This window comes from Sphingomonas alba (genome assembly GCF_023516555.1).
Lineage (GTDB): Bacteria > Pseudomonadota > Alphaproteobacteria > Sphingomonadales > Sphingomonadaceae > Sphingomicrobium > Sphingomicrobium album.
The window spans coordinates 523,471-544,129 of sequence record NZ_JAMGBD010000002.1 but is presented as its reverse complement, the minus strand read 5'-3'; the positions used below and the strand labels follow the sequence as shown (position 1 = coordinate 544,129).

Genomic DNA, 20,659 nt, shown 5'->3' with positions numbered 1-20,659 from the left:
CAGTCGTTTATGAGTCTTGCGAAGGGGCGGTTCAAGCGCCTTTTCGATGTTCCGTGCGCACACGGCGGATCGTACCGGACGAGGCACGCATGACGACGCTTTCCGTAGAGATGCAGCCGCCCTTGTGGACGTGCACGCCCTCCAGCAGCGAACCATCGGTCACGCCGGTCGCCGCGAAGATGCAGTCGCCGCGTGCCATGTCCTCCAGCTCGTAGATGCGGTCGAGATCGGTGACGCCCCATCGCGCGGCGCGGGCCTTTTCATCGTCGTTGCGGAAGAGCAGGCGTCCCTGCATCTGGCCGCCGACGCAACGCAAGGCCGCTGCCGCCAGCACACCTTCCGGCGCCCCACCCGTGCCCATGTAGACGTCGATTCCGGTGTCCGGATTGGTGACTGCAATGACGCCCGCGACATCCCCGTCCGGGATCAGCTGAATGGCGCAGCCAAGGCCGCGAAGATCGTCGATGATTGCCTGATGCCGCGGCCGATCGAGGACGCAGGCACGGATTTCGCGGGGGTCGCAGCCTTTTGCCTTGGCGAGCGACCGGACATTGTCGGCGGGCGACCGGTTCAGGTCGATCGTGCCTTCCGGATAGCCGGGGCCGATGGCGAGCTTCTCCATGTACACATCGGGCGCATTGAGCAGGCACCCTTCCTCGGCGATCGCGAGGACGGCGAGCGCATTGGGGCCGGCGGTGGCGGTGATCGTCGTGCCTTCGAGCGGGTCGAGGGCGATGTCGATCTTCGGCGCGCCCTCGCCGCCAAGCCCGACCTTCTCACCGATGAAGAGCATCGGGGCTTCGTCGCGCTCGCCCTCGCCGATGACGACCGTGCCGTCGAAGGGAAGGTCGTTGAACGCCGTGCGCATGGCCTCGACGGCGGCGGCATCGGCTGCATCGTTGTCGCCGCGCCCAATCCATTTCGAGGCGGCGATAGCCGCGGCCTCGGTGACCCGCACCATTTCCAGGACCAGGACTCGATCGAGGATATGGCTGGCGGAAATCATGATGTCGGCGCTCCCTGATGGTTAGCGCCGCGATAGGCAGGGGCGGCGGGCTTGTCGAGCGGGCTAGTCCTCGTCCGCCTGGTGTTCGAGGACATAGGTGCGAACCCGCATCGTCCGCGTCGCCATGCGGGTTTCGAACAGGAAGATTCCAAAGCCGGTCGCGGTCGAAATCATGGCGGCGATGAACAGCAACGCGATCAGCGTGCCGAACCGGTAGCCGCTGAGGAAGCCGGCGAAGAGGAGAACGACAACCGCGGAGATGATGAGGGCCGCGAGGACGGTCGCGAAGATTGCGGCGTTTACGATGCCGATGCGCCGATCGAGGATATGCATCTCCGCAATCAGCCGGTCATGCTCCTTGCCGCGGGATGCGAGCAGGTCCGGTTCCATCGTCCGCGCCCGGTCGACGATGCGCGCCAGACGGCCCGTGCAGACGTTGAGGAAGGCGCCAAGCCCGGCCAGCAGGAACACCGGGGCCACGGCCAATTGGATGATCTGCGCCAGGTAAGTGAGCGCGGGCGAATGGGGCAGGAGTCCACCTGGGGCCATGCGCCCTAATGGCCGCAAGCTGCTTCGGGCGCAAACATCGTGCCAGACTGGAACAGCACATATATCGAGCTGTTAAATACAAGTTAATTGCAATAAGTCTCCACTTAGAGTTAACAAAGACTTAGCTGCGGGTCCTGCGACTCGAAGCGAATCTTGGACTGTGAGGGGTATTGATATGAGTAAGCGGGCAATTCTTGCCGCCACGGCGATTGTCGTTGGTAGTTTTAATCCTGTGCTGATGGCGCCTGCGTTGGCTACCCCGCCAACCATCGACACGACGGGCATGACGCCGCAGGAAATCTGTGACGCGCAATTGCAGCCGAATAACCCGAACAGCGATTTCCAGACCGAGCCGCTCAATGTGGTCGAAGGCGGCTGGGTCACCACGGACACGCAGACCACGGATCCCATCGGCGATCCTTACGGGGTCGGCACGCCGACCTTCTCGAACGTCATTATCGGCGGCAGCTATTTCCGTAACGGTGGAAGCCCGAACGTTTGGGCGCTAGCGACGGCGACCGAAACCTTCCCGCAGACGGGACAGATGTTCGAGACAGAGATTACGCAGCAACGGACCATTGGCTTTGATTGCCACGTCTGGAAATTCGTCGGCCCGAACGATCAGAACTTGGTCGAGCCGCCAGGCCTCCAGTCGACGGGCAATTCAACGGTCGAAGAGCAGACGATCGCCGGCGACCCCCAGGAAGTCATCACCGACGATGACTTCATAATCGAAGGGCAGACGGTGCGTGCGTTGATCTGCATCAGTCCTAATAATGTGACAAAGGGCAAGCCCGGCACCTGGACCGGCAAGAACGGCTTCAACGCCGCCAATTGTCCGGCGGCCAGCCTCGCCGCAGGCGGGACCGTTCCAAGCGGCAACGCGCCCACAATTTAACTTCATCTTCGGATGAGTCTTACAAACCCTGCCTGGCCGGGCTGCTGGGCAGGGTTTTTTACGGTGGTCCAAGGACCGTGGTATCGCGGTAATCAAGACGTGCTTTGCGGGGGGTAACGTGGGCTTTCGCGGGTTAGCGCAGTTGGTTGATCGGCCGGTTAAGTGCCGGCGGTCCTTGGCGGCCGTCCTGCTGCTGACTGGCGCCTTTATCCCATCGCGTGGGATCGCGGCCGATGTCGCCGACACTCAGTCAGGTACGGACGTCGAAGAAATTACGGTCGTCGGGGACCGCATGCTTGCCCAGATTCCGCCTGAGCGCGAGCTCGATCAGCAGGGTATAGAAAGCTACGGGCAGAGCACGGTTGACGAGCTTCTCGGCGACGTCCTGTCTGAACTCGGCGAGGACGAGCAACCGTTGATCATGGTCAATGGCGAGCGCGTCGACGACATTAGCGATATCGGCGGACTTCCGGTCGAAGCACTGAAGAACGTCCAGATCCTGCCGCGCGGTTCCGCGGTGCGCGTTGGCGGCGCGCCCGGCCAACGGGTGGTTAACCTCAATCTCCAAAAGCAGGTGCGCTCGGCAACAGTACTTATCGCGCCAAAGTTCGCCACGGACGGCGACTGGACCGCGGGTCGGGCCGAGGGAACCCTCACCTACGTTCGCGGCTCTACACGCGCGAACCTTACATTGAAGGCCAGGGACGAATCCGACCTGCTGGAAAGCGATCGCGACATCATCCAGCCCGATCCGATCCATCCCTACGCAATCGGCGGCAACGTCATCGGCTTTCCAGACACCTCGGGAGAAATCGATCCGCTCCTGAGCGCGGCCGCCGGTGAAGTCGTCACCGTGGCACCAATCCCGGATGTCGCCAATCCCAGCCTCTTGGATTTCGTGCCGAATGCGAACGACGCGACAGTCACCGACCTCGGCCACTTCCGCACACTCCGCCCCGATACGCGCAACTACGACCTCAACGGCACGTTCGCGACGCGGCTTGCGCCATGGCTGACTGCTAATATCGGGCTTCGGTTCAACCACTCGACGCGCCGCTCGCTGCGAGGATTGCCGGCGGCACTATTCACACTGGCGCCAACGAACGCCTCTTCGCCTTTTTCGACCACCGTTGCGCTCGCCGAATATGGCACGGATCCGCTTTCCACCCGCTCCGTGCATGATGGCGGTGATGGCTCGGTGTCCTTCAATGCTCACTGGGGTAGCTGGACCGGCTTTCTCAATGGAGCTCACGCCCAATCCAAGGACGTCACCAAGACGGAGCGCCAGGGTCTTACGGGCACGGTCCCGCTGCCCGACACCGTGGATCCGTTTACGGACGATGTCTTCGACCTGGTGCCCGTCCGCACCGATCGCGCCGAGTCGAAGACCACGACCGACAAGGCCAGGCTGTCATTGACGGGGCCGCTATTCACGCTGCCGGCCGGACCTGCCCAGGCGACGTTTGAAGGTCAGTACATTCACAACAAACAGCGGTCGGAAAGCGAGTTCAACCTCGTCACCCAGAAGCGAAGCTTCGGGCGCGGCGAGACTGGGCTTCGTGCTGCGATCGATCTTCCGATCACGAGTTCCGACGGCTTCGGTGCCGCAATGGGTAACCTGAACCTCTCGGGCGAGTTGAGCCGCGTGCATTATTCCGATGCGGGCAACGTCACCAATCACGAGCTCGGGATCAGCTGGGAGCCGCGCCGCCTGCTCAGGCTGGAAGCGGATCTGGAGCAGACCAGTCTTCCGGCCTCAGTTCAGCTTCTTGGTAATCCGGTCATTGTCACGCCGGAGGTGCGCACCTTCGACCCGTTGACCGGCGACACGGTCGACGTCACGCAAATTACGGGTGGGAATCCCGACCTTAACCCAGAAAAGACGGACGTTCGCCGGGTTTCGGCGATCGTCCGCCTTGTCGAGCGCCTGAACCTCGAGCTCAATGCGGAATATACGGACACCGAAGAGCACAATTATGTGTCGTATATCCCGGAGGCCAGCGCCGCAGTCATGCTGGCCTTTCCCGAGCGGTTCGTTCGCGACCTAGACGGCACGTTGACGACGGTCGATTTGCGTCCCGTCAATTTCGATTCCCACCGCGAGAAGCGATTCCGCTACGGGTTCAGCTTAAACACCAAGCTCGGCGGGGGCGGACCTGCCGCCGGTATCAGTGTCCCCAAGGCTGCGGAAGGGGCGGACGACGAGGGTTCGCGAGAGGAGTCCCTTTCCTCCAAATCGGCCGGTCGGCGCAATCCAGCAACCCGATTAAGCCTCACGGCCACGCATTCAATCGTCTTCAAGGACGAGATCGTCATCCGCTCAGGGTTGCCTCCGGTGGACCTGTTGGAAGGCGGAGCGATCGGCCTTGGCGGAGGTCGGGTCCGCCATCAGCTTGACGCTACGGCATCGATTACGTCCGGCGGCCTTGGCGCGCGCGTTACGGCCAGCTGGCGTGGCAAGAGCACCCTGAATGCACTCGACGAAGGCGGGCCCGACAGGCTTGTCTTCTCGCCCGTCTTCAACCTTGGATTGCGTGCCTTCGCCGATCTTCACCGCTTCCTCCCGCACTCGGATTGGGCGCGGAGCATGCGGCTTTCGATCAACGTCGTAAACGCGACAAACGACCGTCAGGAGGTTCGCGATTCCACAGGCGACACGCCGTTGCGTTACCAGGCCGGCTATCGCGACCCGCTCGGCCGCACCATCGAGATTGAGCTGCGCAAAGTCTTCTGATCCCTTTCCTTTCTCCGGAGTGACGGCATAAGGCCCGGCAAACGGAGGCGAGATTGTCGTCGGAAGAGCTGCCGCCCTTTTACAAACCGCTCACGCCATTTTCCTGGCAGACCTCGGCGTACCGTGCCGAGGCGGGCCGCAAGGGCCGCGAGAGTCTCGCGGCTCGCGGCGCACGACAGCTGCATTCCGAAAAGGCCGAGATCTACCTTGTCGAGGATTTCTTCGAGGCCGGGCTGTGTGAGAGACTGGTCGCGCTCACCGACGGAGGTTGCATCCCGTCCGAATTGTTCGTTGGTCATGCTTACGAAGAGTATCGTACCAGCCAGACCTGTAACCTGCCGCCCGATGATCCAGCCGTCGTCGAAGCCGATACGCTGATCGACGCGCTCCTGCAGGCCGAGCCGTCCCACGGTGAGCCGCTGCAGGGCCAGCGTTATGCGCCTGGTCAACATTACCGGATGCACCCGGACTTCTTCTATGTGGACCAGGCCTATTGGCCGCAGGTCGACCGCCAGGGTGGGCAACGGACCTGGACAGCCATGGCCTATCTGAACGAGCCGGAGGCCGGAGGCGCGACGCGATTCCCCTATCTCGACCTGACGGTGACTCCGAAGCGCGGCATGCTGCTAGCGTGGAACAACATGATCACCGACGGCAGCCCCAACAACTGGACCATGCACCAGGGCTGCGACGTCGAGGCGGGGACCAAGTACATCGTCACCAAATGGTATCGCGAGAAGCCGTTCGTTCTCAGCCTTTCAGCATCTTCTTGATGCCGCGCGCGGCCTGGCGGAGCCTCTGCTCGTTCTCGACCAAAGCGATGCGGACAAAGCCTTCGCCTTCCTCGCCGAAGCCGACGCCGGGGGCGACGGCGACACCGGCCTCCGTCAGTAGCCGCTTGGAAAATTCCATGCTGCCAAGGTTTCCGAACTGTTCGGGGATCGGCGCCCAGGCGAACATGCTCGCTTGCGGCACGGGGATATCCCAGCCGGCGCGGCCGAACGAATCGACCAGCACGTCCCGGCGCTTTTTGTAGAGTTGCCGATTGGCCTCGACGCAGCCCTGTGGGCCATTGAGCGCGGCGACGGCTGCCGCCTGGATCGGCGTAAAGGCACCATAGTCGAGATAGGATTTCACCCGCGTCAGCGCCCCGATCAGCCTCTCGTTGCCGACCGCGAATCCCATCCGCCAGCCGGCCATGGAATAGGTCTTGGACATGGACGTGAACTCGACCGCCACCTCCTTGGCGCCCGGCACTTGCAGGATCGAAGGGGTCGGCGTGTCGCCAAAGTAGATTTCGGCATAGGCAAGGTCGGAGATGATCCACAGGCCTTCGGCGCGGGCGAATTCGACGAGTTGCCGATAAAAGTCGAGGTCGACGACCTGCGCCGTCGGGTTCGACGGATAGCCGATCACCAGCACCTTTGGCCGCGGCACGGTATAGCGCATGGCCCGGTCCAGCCGTTGGAAGAAGTCGGGACCCGGCACTGCGGGGATCGACCGGATCGAAGCGCCGGCGATGATGAAGCCGAAGTGGTGGATCGGGTAACTGGGATTGGGAGTCAGCACGACGTCGCCAGGCGCAGTGATCGCCTGGGCAAGGTTGGCGAGGCCTTCCTTGGAGCCCAAGGTGACGATGACTTCGCGGTGGGGATCGAGTTCGACTCCGAACCGTCGCTGGTAATATGCGGCCTGCGCTTTCCTGAGGCCCGGGATGCCCTTCGATGCCGAATAGCGGTGTGCGTTCGGCTTGGCGGCGACCTCCGCCAATTTGTCGATGACATGCTTCGGAGGCGCCCCGTCGGGATTGCCCATTCCGAGGTCGACGATGTCCTCGCCCCGCGCTCGCGCGGCAGCCTTCATCGCGTTCACTTCGGCGAAGACGTAGGGCGGCAGTCGCTGGATGCGATAAAAGTCGTCGGTCATTGCGACAGAATGCCGCTGATTGTGCAGTGCATCAATATCATCGGCCGTATGTCGGCAGCGACCAGCCTCGGGTGATTGCGAGACCACGCAGGACAAAGCCTGCCGCGGCAGCAACTGGCGCGGTAATGAAGCCTGGGAAGCCGGCAGTGTGGAGGCCGACAAACAGGGCGGACGCAAGGGCCGCCGGCGTGATGTAGAGTTCGCCGCGCAGCAGGATCGTCTTCTCGCTGCTGATGACATCGCGGATGATGCCGCCGGCGCAGGCGGTCAACACGCCCATCACGAATGCCGGAACCGGGGCGATGCCATAGTCCAACGACTTGGAAGCCCCGTAAATCGCATAGGCGACCATGCCGGCCGCGTCGAACCAGAGCAGGGCGCGCCCTGCAAAAGGGCGATTGGGGACAAGCCAGGCCGCCAGAGCCGCGCCGATGCAGATCAGCAGGGTCGCGTTTGAGCTGACCCAAAATACCGGAGCTCCAATCAGGAGGTCGCGCATTGTACCGCCGCCGACTCCGGTTACGACCGCGAAGAAGACGAAGGTGACGAAGTCGAGCCTCCGTTCGGCGGCGACCAGCGCGCCGGAAATCGCGAAGACCGCGATGCCGACATAGTCGAGGAAGATGAGCGCGTCGTGCGGGATGACCGGTGGGTTCATTCCCTCATTTCGCATCCTGAGCGGACCAGCGTAAAGGGCCGCCATGAACAACGAGACGACCAACCCGCCCTATCCCAGCCTCGAGGACTGGCAGCACTGGACCTGGGTTACGGGCCGGGCCCAGCAGATGCTGATGGAATTTTGGGCGCAGGGCGCGACCGGTGACCAGCCGTTTCCGGCTGTCTCTCCGACGAATGCCGCTGATCCGATGGCGTGGATGACCGCGGGCGCGGAGGCTTGGAGCAAGGGACTTGAAGCCTGGGGCAAGATGCTTGGTTCGACGGCCGATGCGTCGCAGAGAAAAGACCGTCGCTTCTCCTCGCCGGAGTGGAGCGAGAACCCCGTCTTCGAGACAATCAAGGAAAGCTATCTCGCCATTTCCGACCAGCTTCTCGGCTCGGTCGAGGAAGTGGAGGGGCTGGACGAGGAGGCACGGCAGAAGTTGCGCTTCGCCACCAGGAGCTTCGTCGATGCGATGAGCCCGAGCAATTTCGCACTCACCAATCCGCAAGTGATGAAGCGAACCATCGACACAAAGGGTGAGAACCTGCTCAATGGCCTGAAGAACATGCTGGACGACGTCCGGGGCGGCCAGCTGACGCAGACCAAGAAGGGCGCGTTCGAGGTTGGCAGGAACCTCGCGACCACGCCGGGCAAGGTTGTCTACGAGAACGCGCTCTACCAGCTGATCCAGTATACGCCGGTGACCGAAAAGGTGCTGGAGACGCCCGTCGTCGTCTTCCCGCCGTGGATAAACCGCTTCTACATTCTCGACCTGACGCCCGAAAAAAGCTTTGTCCGCTGGTGCGTCGAGAACGGCATCACCTTGTTCATGGTCAGCTGGAAGTCGGCGGACGAGAGCATCGCCGATATCCATCTCGACGATTACGTCTTGAACGGCCAGATCGACGCCATCGACACCATCCGCGATTTGCTCGGCGTCGAATCCGTGCACACCATCGGTTACTGCGTCGCGGGAACGACGCTGGCCGCGACCCTGGCCTATCTCGCTACCAAGGGAGAGACGAAGAAGGTCAAATCCGCCACGTTCCTCACAGCGCAGGTCGACTTCACCGAGGCCGGCGACCTCAAGCTCTTCCTCGGCGACGAGACGATGACCCTGCTCGACCAGGTCACGAAGGAGAAGGGCTATCTCGACGGGCGCTATATGGCCGCGACCTTCAACCTGCTGCGCGGCCGTGAACTGATCTGGAATTACGTCACCAACAATTATCTGCTCGGGCAGGAGCCGGCACCGTTCGACTTGCTGCACTGGAACGGGGACGTCACCAACCTGCCGGCTGCCTGGCACCGCGACTATTTGGAGACGCTCTACAAGGCGAACAAGCTGATCGAGCCGGGCGGGATCAGGGTTGCCGGCGTACCGATCGACATCACGAAGGTTGCGGTACCCGCCTATATCCAGGCCGGCCGGGAGGACCATATCGCCCCGCCGCAGAGCGTCTGGAAGGCGATGAAGCATTTCAGCGGCGCCAAGCGCTTCCTGCTCGCCGGATCAGGCCATATTGCCGGGGTCGTCAATCCGCCTGCGGCAGGCAAATACCAATATTGGACCAATGACGAGGACGCAGCGACGCTCGAGGAATTCATCGCGGGCGCAGAAGAGCACAAGGGAAGCTGGTGGCCGGACTGGCTGGCGTGGATACGGAAGCAATCGTCCAAGGAAACGGCGGCAACCGGAGCGCGCGTGCCGGGGAAGGGCAAGCTCAAAGCAATCGAGGACGCGCCCGGCCGCTACGTGAAGACGCGCTAATGCTGATCCGGCTGGCGCGGCGCGAAGAACGGGAGGCGTTGGAGGAGTTGCAGCGACGCGCGTCGCTCGCGAATGACAACGACCGCCCGCACCTCGAGGCCAACCCCGACGCCATCGAACTACCGGTCGAGCAGATCGATCGAGGGGAAGTGTTCGTCGCCGAAATCGATGGGGCCATCGCCGGCTTCTCGGCAATCCTCCAGGAAGACGATCATGTTGAGCTTGATGGGCTGTTCGTCGAGCCGGACCGGTGGCGGCAGGGAATCGGCGCTCAACTGGTCGACGCGGCGGTGAACGAGGCACGGCACAGGGGCAAGGCGCTGATGGTCGTTGCCAACCCGCATGCGCTCGATTTCTATTTCCGGTGCGGCTTCAGCGAAGAAGGCATTGTGGCAACGCGGTTCGGTCCCGGAATCCGGATGTCACGCTAATCGCTTCACCACCGGCATCAGCAATTTTGATATTTCCAGTGACGCCTCTTGCCTTCCGCGAGCCATTCGATCGCGGTGTCGATGCGCTTCTGGCGGGTGGCGTCCTGCTTGGCTTCGCTAATCCACTCCAGATAATCGCGCTGCGCCGAAGGCGGGAAGCTGTCGAGAACGGCTTTTGAGTTCGGAGCGGCCGCCAGCGCCTTGGCGAAGTCGGGATGCATCTCGGGCGGCGGCTTGGGCTCGTGCTTGGTCTTGCGCGGCGCGGGCGCCGTGTGGGCGAGTTCGACACCCTTGCGAATTAGGCCATCCAGTTCTTCGTCGGGGGGTAGGTCGTCGATCGAGGTCAATCGGCCAAGCTGCCCCATGGCTTCATGCGACGGATCGAGGCCCATCTCCTGCCCCCGCCAAAAGCCCACCGTCGCATGCGCCTTGAAAGCCGCCATGCCGCACAGGATTTTCCCGTCGATAGTGAAGCTCGGCATGCTCCACTTCACCGTTTCCTCCGCCTCAGGCGCGACGGCGCGCACGCGTGCCCGGACGTGGGTCAGAATCGGCTGCGCAAAGGGCGCGGCCTTGGCGATATAGGCGTCGATGCGCGGATCCCTGTTCACAACAGCCCTCCTCCAATCATCAAACGGACGATGCCGACGAGGATCACGAAAATGTTGAGGTTACGGCCGGAATTGCCCTGGCTCATCGCGCCGATGCCGGCGCCGATGACGGCCAGCGGAATGATCAGCCAATTCGCCCAGCCCAGCAGCGGCAGGAACGCGATCGCGGCGCAGACCAGTGAGACGGCGCCGATGATGAGGGATACGAGGTTCAGCATGGGCTACTCTTATCACCCAGCTCAGGATTCCGACAATTCGGTCACGGCCGATGTCCGGCGCTGGGCGCGCAGGTCGCGCAACAGCGACGTGACGTAAAGCGCGAGCGCGGTCCAGATAGAGGCAAAGGCAATCGCGTGGGCGTTGGTGAATTCCTCATTGTAGAGCGCCACGGCAATCAGGAACTGCAACGTCGGGGCGACGAACTGCAACATCCCCAGCGTCGAATAACGGAGCCGCCGAGCGGCCGACGTGAAGAGCAGCAGGGGAGTCGTGGACGCGACGCCAGACAGGACGAGGAGCCAGCCTTCGACCGGCGTGTTTCCAAACACCGGGTGACCGGACGAGGCGCTGAAGATCAGCCAAGCAACCGCCACCGGGAAGAGGATCGCGGTCTCGATGGAAAGCCCGGCAACGGCGTCGACGGCGACGATTTTCCTGAGCAGGCCATAAGTCGCGAAGGTGACGCAGAGCGTCAGGCTGATCCACAGGGTCGTACCCGCGCCAATCGCAAGCACGGAAACGCCGATGGCGGCAATGCCGACCGCGGTCCATTGCATTCGCGTCAGCCTCTCCTTGAGGATGAAGCGGCCGAGCAGGATGTTCATGAGCGGATTGAGATAATAGCCGAGGCTGCCGGCGAGGATGTGGCCGCTCGTGACCGCGTAAACATAGAGCAGCCAGTTGGCGGCAATCAGCAGCGAAGTCACCAGCAGCAAGGCCAGGGTCTTCCTGTGCCCGACGCCCTCGCGAACCTGGCTCCATCCACGAGTGACCAACAGCAGCGCACCTAGGAACAATAGGGACCAGACTACCCGGTGGGCGACGATGTCGATCGGCGAGATTCCCGCCAATTGCTTGAAGTAGATCGGCAGGACGCCCCACAACGCATAGGCGAGTAGGCCGAAGACCAGGCCGACCTTTGCGCGGGCGTCATCGGAATGCGTCGGGGAGGGGGCACGGTTCATCGCTGGCTGGCCTAAGGCCCATTGTTCCCAAGTCAACGAACATGCTGAACTCAAAGTTGGTTGAAAGCAGTCGCCGTGAGGGCCATTGTCGTTGTGCGTCTGGAACCGTGATTTCTTTGGGGGGCTAAACCGCTTGGGCCTGGCTCGTTTCGTTCTAGCTGCATCGGCGCTCGCGCTACTGGCCGGTTGCCAGACCCAGCCTGCCAACAAGCCTCAGCCGGTCGTCAGCGTTGCTCCGCCCACCAAGGGGGAGGTCTGGCAGGGCGTTGCCAGCACTGCCGACGCCGCGCGCCTTGCCAATATCACGGGTGCCTGGGCCGCTGGACTTGCCGATGCGCGCAAGGCGAATTTCGTCAGCGCTATCCGCGACGAAGGCGTGCTTCTCAAGACCGACGCGGCGCTGCCTCGGCCAGCACCAACCCCCGGCAGCTACAATTGCCGGCTGGTCAGGCTCGGCAGCACCGGCAAGGGCAAACCGGCGTTCGAAAAGTTCAAACCTTTCTTCTGCTATGTCGAGGTGGAAGGAGACTTGCTCACCATCGTCAAACAGACCGGCAATACCCGTCCGGCGGGCCGGCTGTGGGAGGATGACAATCCGCAGCGCTTGGTCTTTCTTGGCAGTTTGGCGCTGGGTGATGAGGACGCGCCCTTGGCCTATGGCGAGGACCCCAAGCGCGACATGGCCGGCATCTTCGAGCGGATCGCACCTTTCAAATGGCGGCTGGTCATTCCCTGGCCGCAGGACGGCGCCAAGCTCCAGGTGTTCGAGCTGACCCCGGTGGCCGACCAGCCGAAGTGAGCGAAGCAGGGCTGCTTGCCGATCCGCAGGAGGTGCGGGCAATCCTGGTTGCCGCCGCCAAGGCGGGTGAGGCGATCACCTATTCCGAAGTCTTGAGCTTTCTCGGCCATCATTTCAGCCGGCCCAAGATGCGGCAGCTGTGCAAGGTCCTGTCCTATGTCGATGACGAGGCCGCCTGCCGCGGCGAACCAGAGCTGGCCGTGCTGGTGGTACGCCAATCCGACGGCCTTCCCGGTCAGGGTTGGTGGATCGAGGGGGCGAAGGCCCACGCCTATACCGGCCTGTGGGAAGGGCCCAAGGCACAAAAGCTGATCCGCAAGCTTCACAAGGCGGCGTTCGACTATTGGCGGGAGAGAAGCTAAGCGCGCCGGCATGGCCGACATGCGCACTTTCACCGTATCCGAGGACGACGACGGCATCCGTCTCGATCGCTGGTTCAAGCGCAATATGCCGGACGTCAGTTTCAATATCGTGTCCCGCTGGGCGCGTACTGGGCAGCTCCGGGTCAACGACAGGAAGGCGACGCCCGGCGACCGTCTCGAAGCAGGGCAAGTCATCCGCATGCCGCCGGCCGATGCAGTCCCTGACCAGGCCGCGCGCCCGGTACGGGAGCGCGTGCCTCTCAGCGAGGATGAGGCCGCGTTCGTCCGGGAACTGGTTATCTACCGCGACGCGCACGCTCTGGTGCTGAACAAGCCGCCAGGGCTGGCGACGCAGGGAGGCACACGCACCCATCAGCATCTCGATCGGCTACTTGATGGGTTGGCCGACGAAGCCGGCAACCGGCCCAAGCTCGTCCATCGCCTCGACAAGGACACGAGCGGCGTCTTGCTGGTTGCTCGATCCGCCCGCGCGGCGAGTCATTTCTCCAAGGCTTTTTCAGGCCGGACAGCACGCAAGGTCTATTGGGCGCTGATCGTCGGCGTGCCATCCGCGGAAGAGGGCTTCATCGATCTGCCTCTCGCCAAGCAGCCGGGCACGGGCGGCGAGAAGATGCATGTCGATCACGAGAACGGCCTGCCGTCGAAGACCCGCTGGCGGATGGTTGACCGAGCCGGCAACCGGGCCGCCTGGGTCGAGCTACAACCGCTGACGGGCCGCACCCACCAGCTGCGCGCCCATATGGCGGCGATCGGCCACCCGATTGTGGGTGACGCGAAATATGGCGGGCCCGAGGCTTTCCTCACCGGCGGGATCAGCCGCAAGCTGCATCTCCATGCCCGCCGCCTCCGGATTGAAGGACCTGACGGACGAGTCATCGATCGCCAGGCCGAGCTTCCAGCCCATTTCGAGGAGTCGCTCGGCACCTTGGGTTTCGATCGGCTTATCGGCGACATGCTGCCGCTGGATGAGCCCGATCCGGCCAAGACGCCGGTCGTCAAGGCCCGTCGTGCCGCAGCGGCTGCCAAGACGGCCCGGCGGGCCCGGAAAGGTGAGCGCCGCGCACGCGGCCAGAAATCGCCGCCGCCGCGCAAGGGCGGAAAGAGATGAACAGGCTGGCGATCTTCGATTGCGATGGAACCTTGGTCGACAGCGGTGCGACCATCCATCGCGCGCTTGAGGCCGCATTCAAGGTTCACGGCCTCGAATGTCCGGCGCCAAGCGTTAGCCGCAAGGTAATCGGCCTTAGCCTCAATGAAGCGATGTCGACGCTGGCGCCCGAATATAACCCTGAGGCGCTCAGCAAGACCTACAAGGAAGCTTTCTTTACGATGCGGGCCGGTGAGCAGGTCGAGGAGCCTCTTTTCGACGGCATCCTGCCTTTGCTCGACGCACTGGCAGCCGAAGGCTGGCAGCTCGCCGTCGCCACGGGAAAGTCGGACCGCGGCCTCAAGCATTGCCTTGAGAGCCATGGCATCCACGCCCGCTTCGTTTCGTTGCAAACAGCCGACCGTCACCCCAGCAAGCCGAATCCGGGCATGGCGTTAGCAGCGATCGCGGAAGCGGGCTCATCGCCCGAGTGGAGTGTCGTGATCGGCGACACCAGCTTTGACATGGGCATGGCGCTTGCCGCGGGTGCATGCGCAATCGGCGCGGCGTGGGGCTATCACGACCTCGACGAGCTTCGCGACGCGGGTGCGCACGGTGTTGCCGAGAGGCCATCGGAGGTGCTTGGCATTGCCCGGCAATGGGTGGAGAAAGCGGCGTGACCCAGGCCAATGACGACATCTGGCGCAAGCGCTTCCAGCTGTTCATGCTGGTCCGGCTGCTCGGCGTCGCCACTTTCCTGCTCGGTATCGCCATCGCCTATACGGGGCTCGTCCGCCCGGGCGGCTGGCCGGTAGCCGGCAGCCTGATCGCGGTTCTCGGTGCCATTGACGCGGTATTCGCGCCCCGCCTGCTCCGGAAGCATTGGCAGCAGCGCGACGAATGAAAAGGTTCTGGAAGGAAGCCCGTGCCGTCGCGGCCGATGGTGGCTGGACGGTAGAGTTGGACGGCAAGCCACTGCGCACTCCGGCCAGGCAGCCTCTAGTTGTGCCGACCGAGGCCCTTGCCAGAGGCATCGCTCGAGAATGGAACGGCTCTGGCGAAAGTATCGACCCACGAGCCATGCCGCTGACGGGTCTCGCCAATGCCGCGATCGACCGAGTCGGTGCCGATCCCGGCACTTTTGCTGCCGGCCTCGCCAAATATGGCGAAGGCGACCTCCTCTGCTACCGCGCCAACTCGCAGGAGGCGCTCGCCCAGCAGCAGGAACGGGAATGGGCCCCCCTGCTGGCCTGGGCACGGCGGCGCTATGATGTCGACTTTCAGGTGACTGCGGGAATCACCCACGTGCCGCAGCCAGAGTCCACCGTACAGCAGCTGGGCCATGGCGTCGCGTCGCTCGACCCTTTCCGGCTGGCCGGATTGTCACCGCTGGTGACGATTGGCGGTTCGCTGGTGGCAGCCTTGATGATCGTCGAGGAAGCGATTGCCGCCGAGGACGCGTGGTCGGCGGTCACGCTAGACGAGCGTTGGCAGATGGAGCAGTGGGGCGTCGACGAAGAAGCGGTAACGATGCTGGCGAACCGACGGGCTGATTTCCTGGCTGGCGCAAGTTTTCTGGAACTGCTGGCCTAGTTGCCGCTCACCAGTTCCCGGACGAAAGTCACCAGGCCGATCTGCCGCGTCCGCTTCAGCCGTTCCGCGGCGACGATCGAGCGCACTTCGCTAAGACATTCTGCGGTGTCGCGGTTGACCAGCACATATTGATATTCCGGCCAGTGGCTGATTTCGCTCGACGCGCGATCCATGCGGCTGGCGATTACTTCCTCGCTGTCGGTGCCGCGCGTGTGCAGCCGCCGCTCGAGCTCGGCCATGGACGGAGGCAGAATGAAGATGGTGACGAGATCCTCGCCCATCGCCGCCTGCAGTTGCTGTGTGCCCTGCCAGTCGATGTCGAACAGGATGTCGCGGCCGGCCTTCAGAGCCGCCTTCACCGGTGCTTTGGGCGTTCCGTAATGATGCCCGAAAACGGGAGCCCATTCGACGAACTCGCCGTCGGCAACCATTTGGTCAAATTGCGCATCATTGACGAAATGATAGTCGACGTCGTCTCGCTCGCCCGGTCTTTTGGCCCGCGTCGTCGCGCTGACCGACATGGTCACTTCCGGATCGGACGCCAGCAGCATTCGCGAGATGGTCGACTTGCCTGCACCGGACGGGGAAGAGAGGACGACCAGGAGTCCCCTGCGTCGGCGTGCATTCGGCTCGTCAATGATTTCCATGGGCGCACTTGCCCGCATGGCGGCGCGCCCGTCAAGCCAGCCATTGTGCAGTGCACAAAAAACGCTTGAATTTTTTCGCAGCGCACTATATTGTGCACTGCAACATGAGAGATTTGGAGAACAAAATGGCTGACGAAACCAAGATCGACGCCACGGCCGCTGCCGAAGCCCCGGCCAAGGTCGTCGAAGCCGTTGCCGAAACGGTCAAGAAGGCCGCCGAGGCCAGTGCCCCCATTGTAAAGGCTGCGCCGAAAGCCAAGCGTGCCCGCAAGGCCGCTCCGAAGGCCGCCCCGGTGGCGAAGAAGGTTGCTCCGCGCCGAGTGAAGAAGGTTCGCGCCAAGGTCGCCCGCAAGGCGGCTGCGCCCAAGATTGAAAGGATCAAGACCGTGACCAACGAATTCAACAAGCTGTTCGCGTTCGACGCTCTTCCGGGCGCCGACAAGTTCCAGACCCTGTTCGCCGAAGCCGGCGAGCGCGGCCAGGAAATCGTCCGCAAGTCGCAGAAGGCCGCTGAAGAGCTGGCCGAGATCGCCAAGGCCAATGTCGAGGCGATTGCCGAGGCCGGCCGTATCGCCGCCAGCGGCGCCCGCACGATCGGCCAGGACGTCCTGGCTACCGGCCGTGAGAGCGTCGAGCAGGCTTCGGCCGCTGTGAAGACCCTCGCCGACGTCAAGTCGCCGACCGAGTTCTTCCAGCTGCAGGGCGAGCTGGCCCGCGCTTCGTTCGACCGTGCGGTCGCTCAGAGCTCGAAGCTCACCGAGCAGTTCGTCAAGCTCGCCGGCGAAGCGGTTCAGCCGCTTTCGAACCGCGCCAGCCTGACGGCCGAGCGCCTCAACGACATCGCTGCCTGAACTCCCTCCTCTCCTCAGGCAGAGTTGTGCGGCCGTCCCTGATTGGGGCGGCCGCATTTTTATGTGCGCCGAAAGGAGCGGGGAGACTTGGCAAGCGTTCGCCGCATGCCATATTTTAGGAAGACGTGAGCGAACGGATTCTGATGATGGGCGACACGCCCGGCCGCGATGACGACGGCCTCGACGACGGGCTTGATACCGGCGTCGTCACCCGTACGCGCCCGCGCACCAAGAAGCCCAGCAACTACAAAGTGCTGATGCTCAACGACGATTACACTCCCATGGAGTTCGTCGTGCTGGTCCTGCAGCGCTATTTCACCATGGACATCGAGGACGCGACGCGAGTCATGCTCCAGGTCCACCAGCAGGGCGTCGCCGTCTGCGGCGTCTTCACCTACGAGGTCGCGGAGACCAAGGTCGCGCAGGTCATCGACTTCGCCCGCGAAAATCAGCACCCGCTGCAGTGCACGCTCGAAAAGGCCTAGCAGCCAGCGATTCTTGCCAGCCGCCCGCGATGCGCTAAGGCGCGGCGATGGACTCCATCTACATCACCGGCGGCAAGCCGCTGAAGGGCAAGATCCCGATTTCGGGCGCGAAGAATGCGGCGCTGACCCTCATGCCCTGCGCTCTGCTCACCGACGAGAAGGTGACGTTGGAGAACCTGCCGCGGCTCGCGGACTGCGACAATTTCTCGCATTTGCTGAACCAGCTCGGAGTCTCGACGTCGGTCGCGGGCGTCAAGAAGGGCGAGTACGGCCGCAAGATGACGCTGCAGGCGAGTGAGATCGCCTCGACCGTCGCGCCCTATGACATGGTCCGCCGCATGCGCGCCTCGATCCTGGTGCTGGGGCCGATGCTGGCGCGCGCCGGCGAATCGACCGTGTCACTGCCCGGCGGCTGCGCCATCGGCGACCGCCCTATCGATCTTCACCTTCACGCGCTCGAAGCCATCGGCGCCGAGATCGAGCTGGCCGCCGGCTACGTCAAGGCGACCGCGCCGAAGGGTCGGTTGACCGGCGGCGACTACAGCTTCCCGGTGGTGTCCGTCGGCGCGACGGAAAATGCGGTGATGGCCGCCGTCCTCGCCACGGGGCGCTCGCAATTGTTCAACGCCGCTCGCGAACCGGAGATCGTCGATCTCTGCCGCCTGCTCGTGGCGATGGGCGCCAATATCGACGGCATTGGCTCGTCGCACCTCACGATCGACGGCGTCGAAGGGCTGCACGGCGCTACCCACACCGTCATGCCCGACCGGATAGAGGCCGGCAGCTACGCCTGCGCGGCCGGTATCACCGGCGGCCAACTCGACCTCATCGGCGCACGTCATGAAGACATGCTTGCGATCACCAATGCGCTCGCCGCCGCCGGGCTGATCATTGAATTCCACCATGAGGGGATGAAAGTCACCGCCGACCGTCCGCTGAAGCCGCTGGCGCTGTCGACGGCGCCGTTCCCGGCCTTCCCGACGGACATGCAGGCGCAATTCATGGCGATGCTCAGCCTCGCCAAGGGCGAAAGCTATCTCGAAGAAACGATCTTCGAAAACCGCTACATGCACGTGCCCGAGCTCCGCCGCATGGGCGCGAACATCGACGTCCGCGGCCGTTCGGCGCTGGTGCATGGGGTCGAAGGCCTGTCGGGGGCCCAAGTCATGGCGACCGACCTGCGCGCCTCGATGAGCCTGGTCTTGGCAGGTCTCGCCGCCAAAGGGGATACCGAAGTCTTGCGCGTCTACCATCTCGACCGCGGATATGAGCGGTTGGAAGAGAAGCTGAGCGCGGTCGGAGCCCAGATCGAGCGACGCTCGGCGGGTTAAAGATTTTTCGCGAACCGGAAGCTGCTGCGCTCCAAGCCGAGTCCTTCATAGAATTCATGGGCCCGGATCAGCTGCATATTGCTGGTGACCTCCATCTTCTCGCAGCCCCTCGCCCGCATCCGCCGCTCTGCTTCCGCGACTAGCGCTTTGCCGATCCCTCGCCCGCGATGGCCTTTGGCCACGACCAAAGCGACAAGGCGACCGACCGGGTGAGGTCGATGGATGGTCGTCATCACATGCCAGTCGAGTAGGCCGACAACCTCTCCGCCTGTCTCTGCAAGTAAGACCGGCTCACCGCACTCGGCAAGACTGTGCAGCCTCGCAGCAACGCCCGCGGCATCGACGCTGAATTCCAGCTCGCCAATCAGTGCGACCAAGCACTCTGCGTCACCAGTATTGGCTTCTCGAATGATCACAATTTGTCGAGGACGTGGAGGATGAGGCCGACGAGCCCGCCAACGAGCGTCCCGTTGATTCGGATGTACTGGAGGTCGCGGCCGACAGCACCCTCCAGCCGGTCCGTCACCGTCTTCGCGTCCCAGGCGCGAACGGTCTCGCTGACCAGCTTCACGATCGAGCTGCCGTAACTGTTGGCCATTCCGGAAACAGCGCGGCGCGCGAACTGGTTGATGGCGTCGTGGAGCCGCTCGTCCTTCTCCAGGCTCTGACCCATAGACCTCAACACTTCGCCGAGCTTGCCGGCCAACGCTGCATCGGGGTTGCGGGTCGCCTTGATCAGGCTCAGGCGAGCATTCTGCCACATCGCGTCGATCCACTGGCCGACCGACTGGTTGGCAATGAGCTCGTTCTTCATCGCTTCGACTTTGGCGCGGGTCTCCGCATTGGTCTGCAGATCATTGGCAAGGTCGGCGAGCGCGTGCTCGACCTTTTGCCTGACCGGGTGGCCGGGATCCGTGCTCATCTCTACCGTCAGCTTACGCAGGCCCTCGACGATGGAATCCGCGAGCTTGGTATCGAGGGACACGATCTTCAGCACCCAACTGGCGCGCTTGTGCACCATGTCGCGGATGAGGCTTTCATTGGCGTCCAGCGCCCGCGCCATCCAGCGGATCGCGGCCTCCAGCATGGGCACATGGCGATCCTCGTTGATTGCCGAGGCGAGGGCCCGGCCGATCAGCGGCGACACCTCCATTTTCTGGATGCGGTTGGAGAGCGCAGTCTTGACCAGCCCACCCAGCCGTTCGTCGTCGAGGCTCTCGAACAAATCCGCCAGCAAGCGCGACGCGCCCTGGCGAATCCGCGTTTCTTGCCCCTCGGGCGCTTGCAGAAACCGGCCGACCGCTCCGGCGATGTCGATATTGCGCATCCGTCGCGCGACGACTGGCGGGATGAGGAAATTCTCCTTGAGGAAGGTCGCCAGCGCCTGGCCGATACGGTCCTTGTTTCGCGGGATGATCGCCGTGTGCGGGATCGGCAGGCCAAGCGGATGGCGGAAGAGGGCCGTGACCGCGAACCAGTCGGCCAGGCCGCCTACCATCGCCGCTTCGGCGAACGATTTGACGTAGCTGAGCCACGGCCAGACATGCTCGTAGGCGCGGGCGACCAGGAAGACTGTCGCCATCACCAGCAACAGGCCGGTGGCGGCAATCTTCATCCCGCGCGCGCCGGGCTGGGCAAGGGACAGGCGGCCACCGACCGGCTGGGCCGGCGGGCGAACGGGCGCAGGAGCGACGCTCATCGCTCCCACCTTA

Annotated in this window: 24 protein-coding genes; 14 read left to right on the top strand and 10 right to left on the bottom strand. The window is 63.4% G+C overall.

Annotation, left to right across the window (positions count from 1 at the left end; translation table 11 throughout):
- Positions 1-31: 31 nt before the first annotated feature.
- Both glpX and LZ536_RS12485 read right to left on the bottom strand, forming a co-directional pair.
- Positions 32-1,006 carry a class II fructose-bisphosphatase gene (gene glpX / locus LZ536_RS12490; protein WP_249849105.1) on the bottom strand — a complete coding sequence of 325 codons (975 nt, stop codon included), beginning with the start codon at positions 1,004-1,006 and terminating at the stop codon, positions 32-34.
- 63 nt (positions 1,007-1,069) lie between these two features.
- Positions 1,070-1,555, bottom strand: coding sequence for a DUF2721 domain-containing protein (locus LZ536_RS12485; RefSeq protein ID WP_249849104.1), 486 nt, complete (start codon positions 1,553-1,555; stop codon positions 1,070-1,072).
- A 175-nt stretch (positions 1,556-1,730) separates the two neighbouring features.
- Here LZ536_RS12485 and LZ536_RS12480 point away from each other — a divergent pair, with 175 nt between their 5' ends.
- The 3 genes from LZ536_RS12480 to LZ536_RS12470 all read left to right on the top strand — a co-directional run bounded on the left by LZ536_RS12480 (position 1,731) and on the right by LZ536_RS12470 (position 5,960).
- Positions 1,731-2,453, top strand: a complete 723-nt coding sequence (locus LZ536_RS12480) for a hypothetical protein (RefSeq protein ID WP_249849103.1) — start codon at positions 1,731-1,733, stop codon at positions 2,451-2,453.
- 175 nt (positions 2,454-2,628) lie between these two features.
- Positions 2,629-5,187 carry a TonB-dependent receptor gene (locus tag LZ536_RS12475; protein WP_249849102.1) on the top strand — a complete coding sequence of 853 codons (2,559 nt, stop codon included), beginning with the start codon at positions 2,629-2,631 and terminating at the stop codon, positions 5,185-5,187.
- A gap of 53 nt (positions 5,188-5,240) precedes the next feature.
- On the top strand, positions 5,241-5,960 hold the full coding sequence (locus LZ536_RS12470; RefSeq protein WP_249849101.1) for a prolyl hydroxylase family protein: 720 nt from the start codon (positions 5,241-5,243) through the stop codon (positions 5,958-5,960).
- Here the strand turns inward: LZ536_RS12470 and LZ536_RS12465 are convergent.
- On the bottom strand, positions 5,938-7,113 hold the full coding sequence (locus tag LZ536_RS12465) for an LL-diaminopimelate aminotransferase (RefSeq protein WP_249849100.1): 1,176 nt from the start codon (positions 7,111-7,113) through the stop codon (positions 5,938-5,940). The two genes, LZ536_RS12470 and LZ536_RS12465, sit on opposite strands and share 23 nt — an antisense overlap.
- Positions 7,114-7,150: 37 nt before the next feature.
- Complete coding sequence (locus tag LZ536_RS12460; RefSeq protein WP_249849099.1) at positions 7,151-7,771, bottom strand: trimeric intracellular cation channel family protein; 621 nt, start codon at positions 7,769-7,771, stop codon at positions 7,151-7,153.
- Positions 7,772-7,814: 43 nt separating this feature from the next.
- Between LZ536_RS12460 and LZ536_RS12455 the strand changes: the two genes are divergently transcribed.
- Positions 7,815-9,545, top strand: coding sequence for a PHA/PHB synthase family protein (locus LZ536_RS12455; RefSeq protein ID WP_249849098.1), 1,731 nt, complete (start codon positions 7,815-7,817; stop codon positions 9,543-9,545).
- Positions 9,545-9,976, top strand: a complete 432-nt coding sequence (locus LZ536_RS12450) for a GNAT family N-acetyltransferase (protein WP_249849097.1) — start codon at positions 9,545-9,547, stop codon at positions 9,974-9,976. Before LZ536_RS12455 ends, LZ536_RS12450 begins: the two co-directional genes overlap by 1 nt.
- Positions 9,977-9,993: 17 nt before the next feature.
- On the opposite strand, the gene LZ536_RS12445 is transcribed toward LZ536_RS12450, so the two are convergent.
- Genes LZ536_RS12445 through rarD form a run of 3 tightly spaced genes read right to left on the bottom strand, consistent with a single transcriptional unit; the run spans position 9,994 to position 11,771 of the window.
- A complete protein-coding gene (locus LZ536_RS12445; RefSeq protein ID WP_249849096.1) occupies positions 9,994-10,587 on the bottom strand; it encodes a YdeI/OmpD-associated family protein in 594 nt (197 codons plus the stop codon).
- Entirely contained in the window at positions 10,584-10,805 is a 222-nt protein-coding gene (locus LZ536_RS12440; RefSeq protein ID WP_249849095.1) for a hypothetical protein, read from the bottom strand. The genes LZ536_RS12445 and LZ536_RS12440 overlap by 4 nt, the downstream gene beginning before the upstream one ends.
- Before the next feature lie 21 nt (positions 10,806-10,826).
- Positions 10,827-11,771: an EamA family transporter RarD gene (gene rarD / locus LZ536_RS12435; RefSeq protein ID WP_249849094.1), complete on the bottom strand. Its 945-nt coding sequence runs from the start codon at positions 11,769-11,771 to the stop codon at positions 10,827-10,829.
- 133 nt (positions 11,772-11,904) lie between these two features.
- Between rarD and LZ536_RS12430 the strand changes: the two genes are divergently transcribed.
- Genes LZ536_RS12430 through LZ536_RS12405 form a run of 6 tightly spaced genes read left to right on the top strand, consistent with a single transcriptional unit; the run spans position 11,905 to position 15,633 of the window.
- Complete coding sequence (locus LZ536_RS12430) at positions 11,905-12,570, top strand: DUF4893 domain-containing protein (RefSeq protein ID WP_249849093.1); 666 nt, start codon at positions 11,905-11,907, stop codon at positions 12,568-12,570.
- Positions 12,567-12,932, top strand: coding sequence for a ribose-phosphate pyrophosphokinase (locus tag LZ536_RS12425; protein ID WP_249849092.1), 366 nt, complete (start codon positions 12,567-12,569; stop codon positions 12,930-12,932). The genes LZ536_RS12430 and LZ536_RS12425 overlap by 4 nt, the downstream gene beginning before the upstream one ends.
- Before the next feature lie 10 nt (positions 12,933-12,942).
- Entirely contained in the window at positions 12,943-14,061 is a 1,119-nt protein-coding gene (locus tag LZ536_RS12420) for an RluA family pseudouridine synthase (RefSeq protein ID WP_249849091.1), read from the top strand.
- Entirely contained in the window at positions 14,058-14,720 is a 663-nt protein-coding gene (locus LZ536_RS12415) for an HAD-IA family hydrolase (RefSeq protein WP_249849090.1), read from the top strand. The genes LZ536_RS12420 and LZ536_RS12415 overlap by 4 nt, the downstream gene beginning before the upstream one ends.
- On the top strand, positions 14,717-14,944 hold the full coding sequence (locus LZ536_RS12410) for a hypothetical protein (protein ID WP_249849089.1): 228 nt from the start codon (positions 14,717-14,719) through the stop codon (positions 14,942-14,944). The genes LZ536_RS12415 and LZ536_RS12410 overlap by 4 nt, the downstream gene beginning before the upstream one ends.
- Positions 14,941-15,633, top strand: coding sequence for an ATP12 family chaperone protein (locus tag LZ536_RS12405; protein ID WP_249849088.1), 693 nt, complete (start codon positions 14,941-14,943; stop codon positions 15,631-15,633). The genes LZ536_RS12410 and LZ536_RS12405 overlap by 4 nt, the downstream gene beginning before the upstream one ends.
- Here the strand turns inward: LZ536_RS12405 and gmk are convergent.
- Positions 15,630-16,280, bottom strand: coding sequence for a guanylate kinase (gene gmk, locus LZ536_RS12400; RefSeq protein WP_249849087.1), 651 nt, complete (start codon positions 16,278-16,280; stop codon positions 15,630-15,632). The two genes, LZ536_RS12405 and gmk, sit on opposite strands and share 4 nt — an antisense overlap.
- Positions 16,281-16,405: 125 nt before the next feature.
- Here gmk and LZ536_RS12395 point away from each other — a divergent pair, with 125 nt between their 5' ends.
- From LZ536_RS12395 to murA, 3 genes are all read left to right on the top strand, one after another.
- Positions 16,406-17,131 (top strand): phasin family protein, encoded by a 726-nt coding sequence (locus tag LZ536_RS12395; RefSeq protein ID WP_249849086.1) that lies wholly within the window; start codon positions 16,406-16,408, stop codon positions 17,129-17,131.
- A 143-nt stretch (positions 17,132-17,274) separates the two neighbouring features.
- Positions 17,275-17,616 (top strand): ATP-dependent Clp protease adapter ClpS, encoded by a 342-nt coding sequence (gene clpS, locus LZ536_RS12390; RefSeq protein WP_249849232.1) that lies wholly within the window; start codon positions 17,275-17,277, stop codon positions 17,614-17,616.
- A 47-nt stretch (positions 17,617-17,663) separates the two neighbouring features.
- Entirely contained in the window at positions 17,664-18,947 is a 1,284-nt protein-coding gene (murA, locus tag LZ536_RS12385; RefSeq protein ID WP_249849085.1) for a UDP-N-acetylglucosamine 1-carboxyvinyltransferase, read from the top strand.
- Here murA and LZ536_RS12380 read toward each other — a convergent pair.
- A complete protein-coding gene (locus LZ536_RS12380) occupies positions 18,944-19,324 on the bottom strand; it encodes a GNAT family N-acetyltransferase (RefSeq protein ID WP_249849084.1) in 381 nt (126 codons plus the stop codon). The genes murA and LZ536_RS12380 overlap by 4 nt on opposite strands.
- Before the next feature lie 35 nt (positions 19,325-19,359).
- Positions 19,360-20,646 carry a DUF445 domain-containing protein gene (locus LZ536_RS12375; RefSeq protein WP_249849083.1) on the bottom strand — a complete coding sequence of 429 codons (1,287 nt, stop codon included), beginning with the start codon at positions 20,644-20,646 and terminating at the stop codon, positions 19,360-19,362.
- Positions 20,647-20,659 lie beyond the last annotated feature (13 nt).

What these genes read in the sequence shown, in the direction of transcription:
- glpX (WP_249849105.1), bottom strand. Translation starts at nt 1,006, where the DNA reads ATGATTTCCGCCAGCCATATCCTCGATCGAGTCCTGGTCCTGGAAATG.
- LZ536_RS12455 (WP_249849098.1), top strand. Translation starts at nt 7,815, where the DNA reads ATGAACAACGAGACGACCAACCCGCCCTATCCCAGCCTCGAGGACTGG.
- gmk (WP_249849087.1), bottom strand. Translation starts at nt 16,280, where the DNA reads ATGGAAATCATTGACGAGCCGAATGCACGCCGACGCAGGGGACTCCTG.
- LZ536_RS12460 (WP_249849099.1), bottom strand. Translation starts at nt 7,771, where the DNA reads ATGAACCCACCGGTCATCCCGCACGACGCGCTCATCTTCCTCGACTAT.
- LZ536_RS12395 (WP_249849086.1), top strand. Translation starts at nt 16,406, where the DNA reads ATGGCTGACGAAACCAAGATCGACGCCACGGCCGCTGCCGAAGCCCCG.
- LZ536_RS12485 (WP_249849104.1), bottom strand. Translation starts at nt 1,555, where the DNA reads ATGGCCCCAGGTGGACTCCTGCCCCATTCGCCCGCGCTCACTTACCTG.
- rarD (WP_249849094.1), bottom strand. Translation starts at nt 11,771, where the DNA reads ATGAACCGTGCCCCCTCCCCGACGCATTCCGATGACGCCCGCGCAAAG.
- LZ536_RS12440 (WP_249849095.1), bottom strand. Translation starts at nt 10,805, where the DNA reads ATGCTGAACCTCGTATCCCTCATCATCGGCGCCGTCTCACTGGTCTGC.
- murA (WP_249849085.1), top strand. Translation starts at nt 17,664, where the DNA reads ATGGACTCCATCTACATCACCGGCGGCAAGCCGCTGAAGGGCAAGATC.
- LZ536_RS12405 (WP_249849088.1), top strand. Translation starts at nt 14,941, where the DNA reads ATGAAAAGGTTCTGGAAGGAAGCCCGTGCCGTCGCGGCCGATGGTGGC.
- LZ536_RS12420 (WP_249849091.1), top strand. Translation starts at nt 12,943, where the DNA reads ATGGCCGACATGCGCACTTTCACCGTATCCGAGGACGACGACGGCATC.
- LZ536_RS12480 (WP_249849103.1), top strand. Translation starts at nt 1,731, where the DNA reads ATGAGTAAGCGGGCAATTCTTGCCGCCACGGCGATTGTCGTTGGTAGT.
- LZ536_RS12415 (WP_249849090.1), top strand. Translation starts at nt 14,058, where the DNA reads ATGAACAGGCTGGCGATCTTCGATTGCGATGGAACCTTGGTCGACAGC.
- LZ536_RS12450 (WP_249849097.1), top strand. Translation starts at nt 9,545, where the DNA reads ATGCTGATCCGGCTGGCGCGGCGCGAAGAACGGGAGGCGTTGGAGGAG.
- LZ536_RS12465 (WP_249849100.1), bottom strand. Translation starts at nt 7,113, where the DNA reads ATGACCGACGACTTTTATCGCATCCAGCGACTGCCGCCCTACGTCTTC.
- LZ536_RS12375 (WP_249849083.1), bottom strand. Translation starts at nt 20,646, where the DNA reads ATGAGCGTCGCTCCTGCGCCCGTTCGCCCGCCGGCCCAGCCGGTCGGT.
- clpS (WP_249849232.1), top strand. Translation starts at nt 17,275, where the DNA reads ATGATGGGCGACACGCCCGGCCGCGATGACGACGGCCTCGACGACGGG.